Source organism: Gemmobacter lutimaris (assembly GCF_003570715.1).
Lineage (GTDB): Bacteria > Pseudomonadota > Alphaproteobacteria > Rhodobacterales > Rhodobacteraceae > Gemmobacter > Gemmobacter lutimaris.
Genome location: NZ_QXXQ01000006.1, coordinates 19174 through 31738 on the forward strand (window position 1 = coordinate 19174; position 12565 = coordinate 31738).

Consider the following 12565-nt stretch of genomic DNA (forward strand, 5'->3'; position numbering starts at 1 on the left):
TCTTTCCCCTCAGGCGTAGATGTCGGTGTAAAGCTCGGAAAGCGCCGGTTCCGGGCTTTCCTTGGAGAATTCGGCCGCCTCGTTCACGATGGCCTTGATCTCCTTGTCGATGGCCTTCAGCTCGTCTTCGGAGGCAAGACCCCCCTGCGTCAGCAGATCGCGGACATGCTCGATGCAGTCCTTTTCGGTCTTGATCTTCTCGACCTCTTCGCGGGTCCGGTATTTCGCCGGGTCCGACATCGAATGGCCGCGATAGCGATAGGTCATCATTTCAAGGATATACGGTCCCTTGCCCGCGCGGCAGTGTGCCACGGCCTTTTCGGCCGCCGCCTTCACCGCCAGCACATCCATACCGTCCACCTGTTCGCCCGGAATGCCATACGCCTCGCCCCGGCCGTAAAGCGTGACCGATTTGGTCGCACGCTTCATGCTGGTGCCCATGGCATACTGGTTGTTCTCGATGACGAAGATCACCGGCAGGTTCCACAGCTCGGCCATGTTGTAGGTCTCGTAGACCTGACCCTGGTTCGCCGCACCATCGCCAAAATAGGTGAAGGTGACGTTGTCATTGCCTTTATACCAGTCCGAGAAGGCAAGCCCGGCGCCCAGCGGCACCTGCGCGCCCACGATGCCATGCCCGCCGTAGAAATGCTTCTCGCGGCTGAACATGTGCATGGAGCCGCCCTTGCCCTTGGAATAGCCACCCTCGCGCCCGGTCAGTTCGGCCATCACGCCCTTGGGGTCCATGCCGCAGGCCAGCATATGCCCGTGATCGCGGTAAGAGGTCAGGCGCTTGTCGCCGTCCTTGGTGGCCGCTTCCAGCCCCACGACCACGGCTTCCTGTCCGATATACAGGTGGCAGAAGCCGCCGATCAGACCCATGCCGTAAAGCTGCCCCGCCTTCTCCTCGAAGCGGCGGATCAGCAGCATCTCGCGGTAATATTTCAGAAGTTCCTCTTTCGAGACATTGGGTCTCTCAGGTGCCTTCTTGGTGGCCATGCGGCTCCCTCCCGGTTGGCAAAATAGTTCAGCGTTAAACTATCTGCACATTATCGGAAAAATAAGGCGTCTGGCAAGAAAAACCCTCGCCGCGTTGCAGCGTGTTTTTCGCTGTATCCCCGACGGATTCTGCCGCAGACTGTGCCTGCGCAACAGGAGGAAGCCAATGCCGATCACTGTCGAAGCCATGGTCCGGGCACCGCTGGAAACTGTCTGGCGCTGCTGGACGACGCCCGAGGACATCATGGCCTGGAATGCCGCCTCGGATGACTGGCACACCACGGCGGCCGAGGTCGATCTTCGGCCCGGCGGCAAGTTCCGGTCGCGGATGGAGGCGAAGGACGGCAGCATGGGCTTCGATTTCGAGGGCGACTATACCGAAGTGGAGCCGATGCGGCGCATTGTGGCGGTGTTCGGGGGGCGTGCGCTGGAGGTCAGCTTTGCCGAAACCCCGCAAGGCGTGCGGGTGACCGAGGTCTTCGACCCCGAAACCACGCATCCCGAGGAAATGCAGCGTCAGGGCTGGCAGGCGATTCTTGACCGCTTCGCCCGGCATGCCGAGGCGCAGGCCTAGCGGATCACCAGTTCGTCGGCGCGCACATAGCCCAGCACGTCGCGCAACTGTTCATCCAGCAGGTCGAGATCCAGATAGGCATCAGACAGGCGCAGCGTGCGGTTTTGCAATTCGGCCAGTTCGGCGCGCAGCCGGTCGCGTTCTGCAATCAGCGCCTCTGCCTCGGCATTGATCTGCACGCGGCGGAACACGCCGTAGTCGCCCTGCACGGCGGCAAAGGTGAAATAACCCCCCAGCGTCAGCGCCAAAGCGAAGATCATCAGACTGCCGATGGAGGGGCGGTGCGGGTTCATGGTCGATCTGCCTCGTCCCTTCTCGTTTGGCGGAAGGGTTCGGCCAATATGGCACAGCCGAATCAGCATGTGAATCGCTGTCCTCCGGTCGGGGCGTGACTGTTGCAACCGTCCCACAGCCGAATCGGCGGCCCTCGGTCAGGCTGCATTGTTCCCATGATCCGCGCGATTGCGGTGTGCCGGGAAGGATTGTTGCGATGGGCGCAAGCTATCGCATCAAAAAAGAACTGAATAATCAAAGGCATCTGGCACAATTCTTGACCCGGTGACCGGCTCCGAATTAACATTTCGTTAACTTTTTCGGCCATGCGCCTCAAACGGAGTATCTGTAATGGTCACGCTTACAACGACCAGTTTCATCAAGCGCGGGCTAGATTTGTCCCGTTATTATGACGCCGAATTCGGGGTGCCCAATACCGAAGACCCGACTGCGGTGACGCTTCGGCTTGGCGGTAACCGCGTGGCACTGACCGGCGATTACACGATCAACAGCGCCGAGGATGCGACCGGCACTGTCAATGGCATGGATCTTCAGGTTCTGGGCAACCCGGTGGTCCGTATCCGGGGCGTCGATCTGGATGCGGCGACTGTGGTGGATGCGCTGTCGGGTGCAGGCGGGCGCGAGACCTTCCGCTTCATCTTTGGCGCCGAGGACCGTATGACCGGCTCGTCCTTCCGCGATTACATCTATGGTTTCGGCGGTGATGATACGATCCGTGGCCTTGCGGGCAACGATACGCTGCACGGCGGTCTTGGCAATGACCTGATCCGCGGCGACGCCGGTTTCGACAGCCTGCGCGGAGATGCGGGCAATGACACCATGCTGGGCGGTTTCGGTGACGACACGCTCATGGGTGGCAAGGGCCGTGACATGCTGATGGGCAATGGCGGCGATGACATGCTGGACGGGGGGCGCGGCAATGACCGTCTGCGCGGTGGCGGCGGGGCCGACAGCTTCGTCTTTGGTGAAAACAACGGCAATGACGTGATCGGCGACATGACAGCCGACGATTCCATCTATCTTGCCGCGTCACGCTGGGAGGGGATGGAGAATGCAGGCGATCTGCTCGACACCTATGCGCGGGTGCAGGGTGAGGACATTGTGATCGACTTTGGCCGCGATTCCATCCGGGTGCTGAACTGGACCGACATGGATGCGCTGGCCGATCGCCTGCGCACGCTTGCCGACGATACACCGATGGGCTGAATGCCCTGCAAACGGTAACGGCCCGCCCTTCGGGGCGGGCCTTCTGCTGTCAGGCGAAGCCGAACAGGAAATGGCTTTCATCCAGTGCTTCTGCCTTTGTGTGCAGCACGAAGGAAATGCGCCCGGCATCGCCATCGGCGATGTCCACCCGCCAGCCGTTCGCCACCTTGCGCAATTGCCAGCCGTCTTCCAGCCCGGCGTCGCGGCCCTCCCAGTCCAGACCGAACAGCGTCAGCTCCACCCTGTCCTCGGCGGCGCGGAAGTCGCGCACATGGCCCAGCCCGGCATCCGTCATGCTGGCGAATTTCGCATGTGACAGGAAGACGAAGACATCCTCGCCCGCACCGCCCCGCACATTGTCGCCGCCCGACACATAAATCCGGTCGTCGCCAGAGCCGCCATAGACCCTGTCGGCGCCCTTTTCACCGTTGAGCGTGTCGTCGCCCCCCAGACCTGACAGCGTATCATTTCCGCCGCGTGCCAGCATGAAATCGTCGCCCCGCGTGCCCACGCGGTCATTGGCGGCTTTGGTCCCCCTCCAGTCCAGCCCCGGCTCGGCGGTGGCGGGCAGATTGAAGCCCGGCTTGTCGATCAGTTGCACATTCTTTGTGGTCAGCGCGCCCGGCAGCACGTTCTTCACAAGGATCTTGTAGACATTGCCGCCCGCATCCTCGGCGGTGATCAGCGTATCCTTGCCTTTGCGCTGGAACGAGAACCCGTCCGACAGGTCGCCATCGCGGTCCTTCCATTTGAAATCGAAATTCGCCAGTTGCAGGACGTCGTGATTGGCGCCCTTGGCGGTGAAATCGGTGATGACCGAACTGTTCGACGGCAGGCGCTGATCGTATTTGATCCCCACCACCTCGAAGAAGTCGAAGCCCGAGCCACCGCTGAGCGTATCCGACCCCAGAATGGTCAGCGTGTCATGGCCCGCACCGCCATACAGCTTGTCGTTGCCGCGGTTGCCGTCGAGGATGTCATTGCCGCCCGCGCCATACAGCGTGTCGTTGCCATCCATGCCGAAATACTGGTCAGCACCCTTGGTGCCGTTCTTTTTCTCGCTGCGGTCCGTGCCCTGCCAGACATTCGGAAAAGTGGGGAAATTGGGGAAGCCCGTAAGCGCCATGGCGATGCCCTGAATATCGATTCGAAAAAAGCCCCGCCGGTCATCGGCGGGGCCTGATCGAAGTGCTGGCGCAAGTGCCCCCGTCCTGTCAATCACCCGAACAGGGGGCACCCGAGCAGGGGGGCGACAGGGGCATCACATCAGCGCGGCGACGCCGGGCAGCTCCTTGCCCTCCATCCATTCAAGAAAGGCGCCCCCGGCGGTGGAGATGAAGCTGAAGTCGCCCGCAGCCCCCGCCTTGTTCAGCGCCGCCACCGTATCGCCGCCCCCGGCCACCGAGACCAGCTTGCCCGCCTTTGTCAGCGCGGCCACCGAACGCGCAGCGGCATTGGTCGCGGTATCGAAAGGCTCGATTTCAAAGGCGCCCAACGGGCCGTTCCAGATCAGCGTTTTCGCATCCGCGAACACGGTCTCCAACGCCGCCACCGTCGCGGGGCCCGCGTCGAGGATCATCGCATCGGCCGGACAGGCATCCACGGCCACGGTTTCATTCGCGGCCCCCGCCTTGAATTCGCGTGCGACCACCACGTCCAGCGGCAGGTGGATGGTGCAGCCCGCCGCCCCGGCCTTGGCCATGATGGCACGGGCGGTCTCGGCCATGTCGCGTTCGGCGAGGCTCTTGCCGACCTCGGTGCCCTTGGCCACGAGGAAGGTATTGGCCATGCCGCCGCCGATCACCAGATGATCGACCTTCGAGACAAGGTTGCCCAGCAGGTCAAGCTTGGTCGAAACCTTGGCGCCGCCCACCACGGCCACCACTGGCCGTACCGGCTTGCCAAGCGCGGATTCCAGCGCGCGCAGCTCCGCCTCCATCAACCGGCCTGCGGCGGCGGGCAGCAGATGCGCGATCCCCGCGGTCGAGGCATGGGCCCGGTGCGCGGCGGAAAAGGCGTCATTCACAAAGACATCGCCCAGCGCCGCCATGGCCTTGGCCAGATCGGCGTCATTCTTTTCCTCGCCGGCATGGAAGCGGGTGTTCTCCAGCAGCACCACATCGCCGGGGCTGGCGGCATCAATCGCGGCCTTCGCCACATCGCCCACGCAATCGGCGGCAAAGACCACCTTGCAACCCAGCGCCTGCGCCAGCGCGTCTTGCACATGGCCAAGGCTCATCTCAGGCACGACCTTGCCCTTCGGCCGGTCGAAATGCGCCAGCAGCACGACCTTGCCGCCCCTGGCCTGAATATCCTTCACCGTGGGCACGATCTTCTCGATCCGGGTCGCGTCGGTCACCACACCGTTTTCCATCGGGACGTTGATGTCCACGCGGGTCAGCACGGTCTTGCCGGCCAGATCCATGTCGTCGAGTGTCTTCCAAGCCATCAGAGCCTCCTCGCAAGCGGTTGCCCTTCTTTCCGCCGAAGCGGGCGCCGCGTCAACCGATCACGCGGGTTTGCCCTTTCCCTTGCGCGCCCGCGCCATTACCTTGCGCCCCGGATAGAAGGAGACCGACCGAGATGGCCGAGATCAAAGACCCGGAAAACACCATCATCATGACGCTGAAGGACGGCGATGTGATGATCGCACTGCTGCCCGATGTCGCGCCCAAGCACAGCGAGCGCATGAAGGAACTGGCCCGCGCCGGTGCCTATGACAATGTCTGCTTCCACCGCGTGATCGAGGGCTTCATGGCCCAGTCGGGCGATGTGGAAAACGGCAATATGGAAAACAATTTCAACCTGCGCCGTGCCGGCACGGGCGGTTCGGATCTGCCGGACCTTCCGGCCGAGTTTTCCAAGCTGCCGCATGACCGGGGCACGCTGGGCGCCGCCCGGTCGCAGAACCCGAATTCGGCCAACAGCCAGTTTTTCATCAACTTCAAGGACAACCATTTCCTGAACGGCCAGTATACCGTTTACGGCCGGGTCATCTCGGGGATGGAACATGTCGACAAGATCATGCGTGGCGAGCCGCCGGCCAACCCGGACCGCATGATCAAGGTCGTGGTGGCTGCCGATGTCGCCTAAGGCCCTGATCGCGGCCCTGCTGCTGGCGGGCACCCCCGTTCTGGCCGAAACCGACGGGCCGGGCCCGAACCTCGTGATCGACGTCGATGGCCAGGCCAAGGGCGAGATCGTGGTGGACCTGCTGTCCGATGTGGCGCCCAAGCATGTGGCGCAGATCGTGGCGCTGGCCAAGGCGGGGGACTATGACGATGTGGTCTTCCACCGCGTCATCGACGGCTTCATGGCGCAGACCGGCGACGTGCAATACGGCAAGAATGGCGGCAGCGCGCAGGCCGGCATGGGTGGCTCGAACCTGCCCGACCTTCCGGCCGAGTTTTCCTCGGTGCCGTTCGATCGCGGCGTGGTCGGCATGGCGCGGTCGATGGACCCGAATTCGGCCAACAGCCAGTTCTTCATCATGTTCGCCCCGGCGCCGCATCTGGACGGGCAATATACCGTCGTGGGCCGGGTGATCTCGGGCATGGATGTGGTGGATGCGATCCGCAAGGGCGACGGCGCGAACGGTTCGGTCAGCACCCCGGACCGTATGGTGAAAGTCACCGTTCAGGAATGATCCGCCCGCAGGTGGATGACCGGGCGGCCCTTCGGGGCCGCCTTTTTGATGCGCAGATCATTCCCCATTGCCTGAATCGTGGCCGAAGCGGATAGTGCGCGCCATCGTATGTCAGGAGCTTTCAAATGGCCAAGCTTTCAAACCTCGTTTCGTCATCAGTAATGCGGCAATCTGTGGCCGCGATGTTCAACGGTGGCAGCGCCTCTGGCCTCAAGGCCACCGGCTTCACCCTGAAGAACGACGCTTTCAAATATGTCATCAGCGCCAGCAGCCTGACCTATGACATCGTGAACGGCGAGCTGAAGGGCTTTCCCACCGGCGAGGTGACCGGCCTCAAGGTTCTGAACGCGGCGGGCAAGTTGCAGTTCAACATTACCGGCCTCTCGTTGAACGCGGCAGATTTCCCCAGCCTGTCGGACAGCGCCTCGGCCCTGAAACTTCTGGGCGCCCTGACCGCGCTGGACTGGACGGTGACCGGCACCAGCAAGGCCAACGAGATCCGGTTCAATGCCGAAAACGGTCTTTACTCTGACAATGGTGTGAAGATCACCGCTCTTGGCGGCAATGACACGCTGGCGGGCGGCACGGGAGACGATACGATTTCCGGCGGCAAGGGCAATGACCGCATCGAGGATTCGGCGGGCAACGACAGCCTGCTGGGCGACATCGGCAACGACAAGATCGTTCAGGTCAAGGGCGCCGCAGGCGATGACACGATGGATGGCGGGATTGGCAACGACCGGATTGATGGCGGTGTGGGCCATGACAGCCTGATCGGCGGCGTTGGCGATGATACGCTGAACGGCGGTGCTGGCAATGACACGATGGATGGCGGTGCCAACAATGACCTGATGACCGGCGGCGCAGGCAATGACAGCATGTCGGCTGGTCTGGGCGATGACCGCATGAAGGGGCAGGCGGGCAATGACACCCTGCTGGCCGATGTTGGCAAGGACACGCTGGACGGCGGCTCGGGCAACGACCGTCTGGAAGGCGGCGATGGCGGCGACAAGCTGATCGGTGGCACCGGCGATGACCAGCTTTATGGCGGCGTCCATGCCGATACGCTGACCGGCGGGGCAGGGGCTGACGACTTCCACTTTGCCACCGGAGACGGCACTGACCTCATCACCGATTTCGCGGCGGGCGAGGATCGCATCTTCATCCAGATGAGCGCCGAGGACGAACTGCGCATCATCGACAAGAACGGCGATGCTGTCGTCATCTATGGCGACTCGCGCGTCACGCTGGATGGCGTGTCCAGCGAATTGCTGGTGATGGGCGAGAACCTCGTGGTCGAGACGCTGCTCTGACCGAAAGCAAAACGGGCGCGGCGGGAACCCCGCTGCGCCCGGTTCTACGTTCTTTCCGCCAGTCTCAGCCCAGCGTAACCAGCGCGTGACGTTTCTTTCCGGCCGTCAGCTTCAGCGGCTCGGCGAAATCAGCCGCATGGAACTTGTGCCCCGCATCCAGCACCGGATCGTCATTCACCCGCGCGCCACCTTCGGCGATCAGGCGCTTCGCCTCTTTCCCTGAAGGCGACAGCCCCGCGCGCACGAAAAGCTGCGCTGCGGTGATGCCATCCGCCACATCCGCCACATCCAGCGCGACGGTCGGCAGATCGGCCCCGATACCGCCCTTTTCAAACACCTCGCGCGCGGTGGCCTCGGCGGCCTGCGCGGCCTCCGCGCCGTGCAGCAGCGTCGTCACCTCATTTGCGAGAATGATCTTGGCCGCATTGATTTCCGACCCGGCCAGAGCGCCCAGACGGGTGCATTCTTCCAGCGGAAGATCGGTGTAAAGCTTCAGGAAGCGGCCCACATCCGCATCGGTCGTGTTGCGCCAGAACTGCCAGAATTCGTAAGGGCTCAGCATGTCGCCGCGCAGCCAGACCGCACCGGAGGCCGACTTGCCCATCTTCTTGCCGTCCGAGGTGGTCAGCAAGGGCGAGGTCAGGCCATAGATCTCCTGATCCAGCACGCGGCGCGTCAGGTCGATGCCGTTGACGATATTGCCCCACTGATCCGACCCGCCCATCTGCAACAGACAGCCATAGCGGCGGTTCAGTTCCAGAAAATCATAGGCTTGCAGGATCATGTAGTTGAATTCGAGGAAGGACAGCGATTGTTCCCGGTCCAGCCGCGATTTCACCGATTCAAAGCTCAGCATCCGGTTCACGCTGAAATGCCGCCCGATGTCGCGCAGGAAATCGAGGTAGTTCAGGTGATCCAGCCATTCGGCGTTGTTGAGCATGATGGCGCCGCCGGGCGCATCGGAATAATCCAGATAGCGGGCAAAGACCTGCTTCATCCCGGCGATGTTCTCGTCGATCTTTTCCGGCGTCAGCAGCGGGCGTTCATCGGCGCGGAACGAGGGGTCGCCCACCTTGGTGGTGCCGCCGCCCATCAGCGTGATCGGCTTGTGCCCGGTCTTTTGCAGCCAGCGCAGCATCATGATGTTCAGCAGGTGGCCCACATGCAGCGAGGCCGCCGTGGCGTCATAGCCGATATAGGCAGGCACCACCCCCTTGACCAGGGCTTCGTCCAGGCCCTGATAATCGGTGCAGTCGGCCAGATAGCCGCGCTCGATCATCACGCGCATGAAGTCGGATTTCGGGTGGTAGGTCATCGGACTCTCGTGTTTTATGACGCCGTGACGCGGTATAGCGGTGCGGGCGAACAAGGGGAAGCCATGTTGAAGGCGGGGCCAGTCTGGGCATTGGGGGCGATGTCGGGCACGTCGCTGGATGGCGTCGATGCGGCCCTTGTGCTGACGGATGGCGAACGCATCCTCGACTTCGGCGAAAGTGGCTATCGCCCCTATGACGAGGACGAACGCGCGGTGATCCGCGCGGCGTTTGGCCTGTGGCCCGGTGCGGCCGAGGTGGAGCCTGCGGCCGAGGTGGTGGAAACCGCCCATGCCGAATTGCTCAGCCAGTTCGGATCGGCGGCGCTGGTGGGGTTCCATGGCCAGACACTGGCGCATGATCCGGGCGGGCCCGGCACGCATCAGGCCGGGGATGGCGCCGTGCTGGCCGAGGTGCTGGGCGTGCCGGTGGTCTGGGATTTTCGCAGCGCCGATGTGGCCCTGGGCGGGCAGGGGGCGCCGCTGGTGCCCTTCTTCCATTTCGCGCTGGCACGTCGCATCGGCGCAACCGAGCCGTTGGCCTTCCTGAACCTCGGCGGCGTCGGCAATGTCACATGGGTTGATCCCACGCAGCCGGGACCGGAAGCGGAGGGCGCCTGTCTCGCCTTCGATACCGGCCCGGCCAATGCGCCGATCGACGATCTGGTGCAGGCCCGCACCGGCCAGCCGCGCGACGAGGGCGGTGTGCTCGCTGCCTCCGGTCGCTGGCAGCGGCAGATCGTCGATGGCTTCCTTGCGCATCGCTATTTCCTGCGGATGCCGCCCAAATCTCTGGACCGCAACGATTTCCACGATCTGATCGCGGCGGTGGCCGATCTGCCCGATGCCGATGCGGTGGCGACGCTGACCCGCGCGGCGGCGGCGGCGGTTGCGCGCGGGGCCGAACATTTCCCCCGCCCGGTGACGCGCCTGCTGGTCGGTGGTGGCGGGCGGCACAATGCGACGCTGATGGCCTATCTGTCAGACCTGATGCCCGGCTGCACGGTGGAGCCGGTGGAGGCCGCGGGTCTGGATGGTGACATGCTGGAGGCGCAGGCTTTCGCCTATCTTGCCGTGCGGGTTGCGCGGGGGCTGCCCACTTCGGGGCCGTCCACCACGGGTGTTCCGGCGCTGGTAGGCGGTGGGCGCATCTCGCGTCCCGGCGAATAGGCGCGCTGTTCAGCCTCGTGCCTGGACCCGACCGCGCCGCGCCCGCATCATCCCGAAGGTATAGACCGCCAGTGCCGCCCAGATCATCGGGAAGGCCACCGCCTTGGCGCTGCTGAATGGTTCATGGAACAGAAAGACCGCGACGAGGAAGATCATCGTCGGGCTGACATATTGCAGGATACCGATGGTCGAAAGCCGCAAGAGTTTCGCCCCGTTGGCGTAAAGGATCAGCGGCACCGCCGTCACGAACCCGGCCGAGGCCAGAAGCAGGCTGTCCTTCATGTCGCCCGCCATGAAACTGCCCTGACCGCTGGCGGCCAGCCAGACGATCCATCCCAGTGCGAAGGGCGACAGCAGAACCACCTCCAGCATGAAGCCCTGATTGGGCCCGATGGGCAGTTGTTTCTTGAACCAGGCATAGGCGGCCCAGCTTGCCGTCAGCCCCAGCGCCAGCAGGGGCAGGCGCCCGGCCTCCCATGTCAGCACCGCAACCGCGCAGGCGGCCAACACCAGTGCGGCGGTCTGCCAGCGGTTCAGCCGTTCACCCAGCGTCGCGGCGCCAAGGAAGACCGTCACCAGCGGGTTGATGTAATAGCCAAGGGCGGCGTCCAGCGCATGTCCGTTCTGGATCGCCCAGATATAGATGCCCCAGTTGACCGAGATGATGGCAGCAGTCAGCCCGCCCATGGCCAGCATCCGCGGGCTGCGCAGGGCTGCCATCAGATCGGCGGTGCGCCCGAGCCAGACCAGCAGCGCCCCCGCCACCGGCACCGACCAGACCACGCGATGCGCCAGAACCTCGGCCGCGGGCACATGGGCCAGCGCCTTCATGTAGATCGGCAGCACGCCCCACAGAAGGTAGGCCCCAAGGGCGAAGGCAAGGCCGCGCGGCGAGTCAGTATCTGTGTTCATGCCTCTTGCCTAAAACTTCGGCAGGTCCGTCACCATGGCGAACTTGTCACCGGCACAATTGCCGGTCAGCCGCGCGGAATGTCGAAGCCGGGCGCGGCCAGCGTGAATCCCTCGAACCGGAAGCCGGGCGTGACAGTGCAGGACACCAGTCCCCAGTCGCCGGTGGGGGCCGCCGCCTGCCAGTGATGCGCGGGCACGATGACTTGCGGCGCCTCGCCCGCCAGCACATCGGGGCCCAGCCGGATGTCGCGCGCGGGCCCTTCGGCGGTTTCTGCCAGCGACAGGATCAGCGGCGCCCCGGCGTGCCAGTGCCAGATCTCCACCGCATCCACCCGATGCCAGTGGCTGCGCTCGCCTGCTTGCAGCAGAAAATGGATGGCGGTGCCGCCGGGGCGGCCGGGGCTGCTGTCGTCGATCCAGGTCTGGCGATACCAGCCGCCTTCGGGGTGCCGCTCAAGCCCGAGGGCGGCGATGAGGCGTTGCGCTTCGGTCATGGCGGGGGCCTTTCGGATGCGGCTTGCGATAGGGGGCGGCGGGCATCGCCACCTCGACCTCGCGCCATTCGCCGGGGGCAAGGCCGTCGATGGTCCAGTCGCCGACCGCCCAGCGGATCAGGCGCAGGGTGGGCAGGCCGACAGCGGCGGTCATCCGCCGCACCTGCCGGTTCCGGCCTTCGCGCAGTGTCAGCTCGATCCAGGCGTCGGGCACCGATTTCCGTTCGCGGATCGGCGGCACGCGGGGCCAGAGCCAGTCTGGCGCCGCAATTGCCCGCGCCGCAGCCGGGCGGGTCGGCCCGTCGTTCAGCGTGACGCCCGCGCGCAGGGCCGCAAGCGCGGGTTCGTCCGGCATGCCCTCGACCTGAGCGAGATAGGTCTTGGCCATGCGATGCGCCGGATCGGCGATCCGCGCCTGCAACCGCCCGTCATCGGTCAGCAAGACCAGCCCCTCGCTGTCGCGGTCCAGCCGCCCGGCCGGGTAGACCCCCGCCACCGGCACCAGATCGGCCAGCGTCGCCCGGCTGCCATCGCCGGAGAACTGACACATCACGTCATAGGGTTTGTTCAGAAGGATGAGGCGCGCCATGACCTGTTGTGCCACGGGGCGGGGCGGAAGGAAACCACTGCATGGGGTTGCGCTGC

The 12565-nt window shown here is 64.2% G+C and carries 14 protein-coding genes; 6 read left to right on the forward strand and 8 right to left on the reverse strand.

The window, feature by feature from the left end; genetic code table 11:
- Nucleotides 1–9 precede the first annotated feature (9 nt).
- Nucleotides 10–999: a pyruvate dehydrogenase (acetyl-transferring) E1 component subunit alpha gene (gene pdhA / locus D2N39_RS11955; RefSeq protein WP_119135022.1), complete on the reverse strand. Its 990-nt coding sequence runs from the start codon at nt 997–999 to the stop codon at nt 10–12.
- A gap of 166 nt (nt 1000–1165) precedes the next feature.
- Between pdhA and D2N39_RS11960 the strand changes: the two genes are divergently transcribed.
- On the forward strand, nt 1166–1573 hold the full coding sequence (locus D2N39_RS11960; RefSeq protein WP_119135023.1) for an SRPBCC family protein: 408 nt from the start codon (nt 1166–1168) through the stop codon (nt 1571–1573).
- On the opposite strand, the gene D2N39_RS11965 is transcribed toward D2N39_RS11960, so the two are convergent.
- Nucleotides 1570–1866, reverse strand: coding sequence for an FtsB family cell division protein (locus D2N39_RS11965; protein WP_119135024.1), 297 nt, complete (start codon nt 1864–1866; stop codon nt 1570–1572). The genes D2N39_RS11960 and D2N39_RS11965 overlap by 4 nt on opposite strands.
- Nucleotides 1867–2197: 331 nt before the next feature.
- Here D2N39_RS11965 and D2N39_RS11970 point away from each other — a divergent pair, with 331 nt between their 5' ends.
- Nucleotides 2198–3073 (forward strand): calcium-binding protein, encoded by an 876-nt coding sequence (locus tag D2N39_RS11970; protein ID WP_119135025.1) that lies wholly within the window; start codon nt 2198–2200, stop codon nt 3071–3073.
- A 49-nt stretch (nt 3074–3122) separates the two neighbouring features.
- Here D2N39_RS11970 and D2N39_RS11975 read toward each other — a convergent pair whose 3' ends face one another.
- Together D2N39_RS11975 and D2N39_RS11980 are read right to left on the reverse strand one after the other, a co-directional pair.
- Nucleotides 3123–4199: a calcium-binding protein gene (locus tag D2N39_RS11975; RefSeq protein ID WP_119135026.1), complete on the reverse strand. Its 1077-nt coding sequence runs from the start codon at nt 4197–4199 to the stop codon at nt 3123–3125.
- 135 nt (nt 4200–4334) lie between these two features.
- Nucleotides 4335–5522, reverse strand: coding sequence for a phosphoglycerate kinase (locus D2N39_RS11980; RefSeq protein ID WP_119135027.1), 1188 nt, complete (start codon nt 5520–5522; stop codon nt 4335–4337).
- A gap of 134 nt (nt 5523–5656) precedes the next feature.
- On the opposite strand from D2N39_RS11980, the gene D2N39_RS11985 reads away from it, so the two are divergent.
- The 3 genes from D2N39_RS11985 to D2N39_RS11995 all read left to right on the forward strand — a co-directional run bounded on the left by D2N39_RS11985 (nt 5657) and on the right by D2N39_RS11995 (nt 8032).
- On the forward strand, nt 5657–6166 hold the full coding sequence (locus D2N39_RS11985) for a peptidylprolyl isomerase (protein WP_119135028.1): 510 nt from the start codon (nt 5657–5659) through the stop codon (nt 6164–6166).
- On the forward strand, nt 6156–6719 hold the full coding sequence (locus tag D2N39_RS11990; protein ID WP_119135029.1) for a peptidylprolyl isomerase: 564 nt from the start codon (nt 6156–6158) through the stop codon (nt 6717–6719). The genes D2N39_RS11985 and D2N39_RS11990 overlap by 11 nt, the downstream gene beginning before the upstream one ends.
- 125 nt (nt 6720–6844) lie before the next feature.
- Complete coding sequence (locus D2N39_RS11995; RefSeq protein WP_119135030.1) at nt 6845–8032, forward strand: calcium-binding protein; 1188 nt, start codon at nt 6845–6847, stop codon at nt 8030–8032.
- Nucleotides 8033–8096: 64 nt separating this feature from the next.
- On the opposite strand, the gene tyrS is transcribed toward D2N39_RS11995, so the two are convergent.
- Nucleotides 8097–9347 (reverse strand): tyrosine--tRNA ligase, encoded by a 1251-nt coding sequence (gene tyrS / locus D2N39_RS12000; RefSeq protein ID WP_119135031.1) that lies wholly within the window; start codon nt 9345–9347, stop codon nt 8097–8099.
- Nucleotides 9348–9410: 63 nt separating this feature from the next.
- On the opposite strand from tyrS, the gene D2N39_RS12005 reads away from it, so the two are divergent.
- A complete protein-coding gene (locus tag D2N39_RS12005) occupies nt 9411–10514 on the forward strand; it encodes an anhydro-N-acetylmuramic acid kinase (protein ID WP_119135032.1) in 1104 nt (367 codons plus the stop codon).
- A gap of 9 nt (nt 10515–10523) precedes the next feature.
- On the opposite strand, the gene rarD is transcribed toward D2N39_RS12005, so the two are convergent.
- From rarD to D2N39_RS12020, 3 genes are all read right to left on the reverse strand, one after another.
- Nucleotides 10524–11426 (reverse strand): EamA family transporter RarD, encoded by a 903-nt coding sequence (gene rarD, locus D2N39_RS12010; RefSeq protein ID WP_119135033.1) that lies wholly within the window; start codon nt 11424–11426, stop codon nt 10524–10526.
- Nucleotides 11427–11491: 65 nt separating this feature from the next.
- The gene (locus D2N39_RS12015) at nt 11492–11920 is read right to left on the reverse strand and encodes a cupin domain-containing protein (RefSeq protein WP_119135034.1); all 429 of its coding nucleotides are present in this window, start codon (nt 11918–11920) and stop codon (nt 11492–11494) included.
- Nucleotides 11880–12509: a pseudouridine synthase gene (locus D2N39_RS12020; protein WP_119135035.1), complete on the reverse strand. Its 630-nt coding sequence runs from the start codon at nt 12507–12509 to the stop codon at nt 11880–11882. The genes D2N39_RS12015 and D2N39_RS12020 overlap by 41 nt, the downstream gene beginning before the upstream one ends.
- Nucleotides 12510–12565 lie beyond the last annotated feature (56 nt).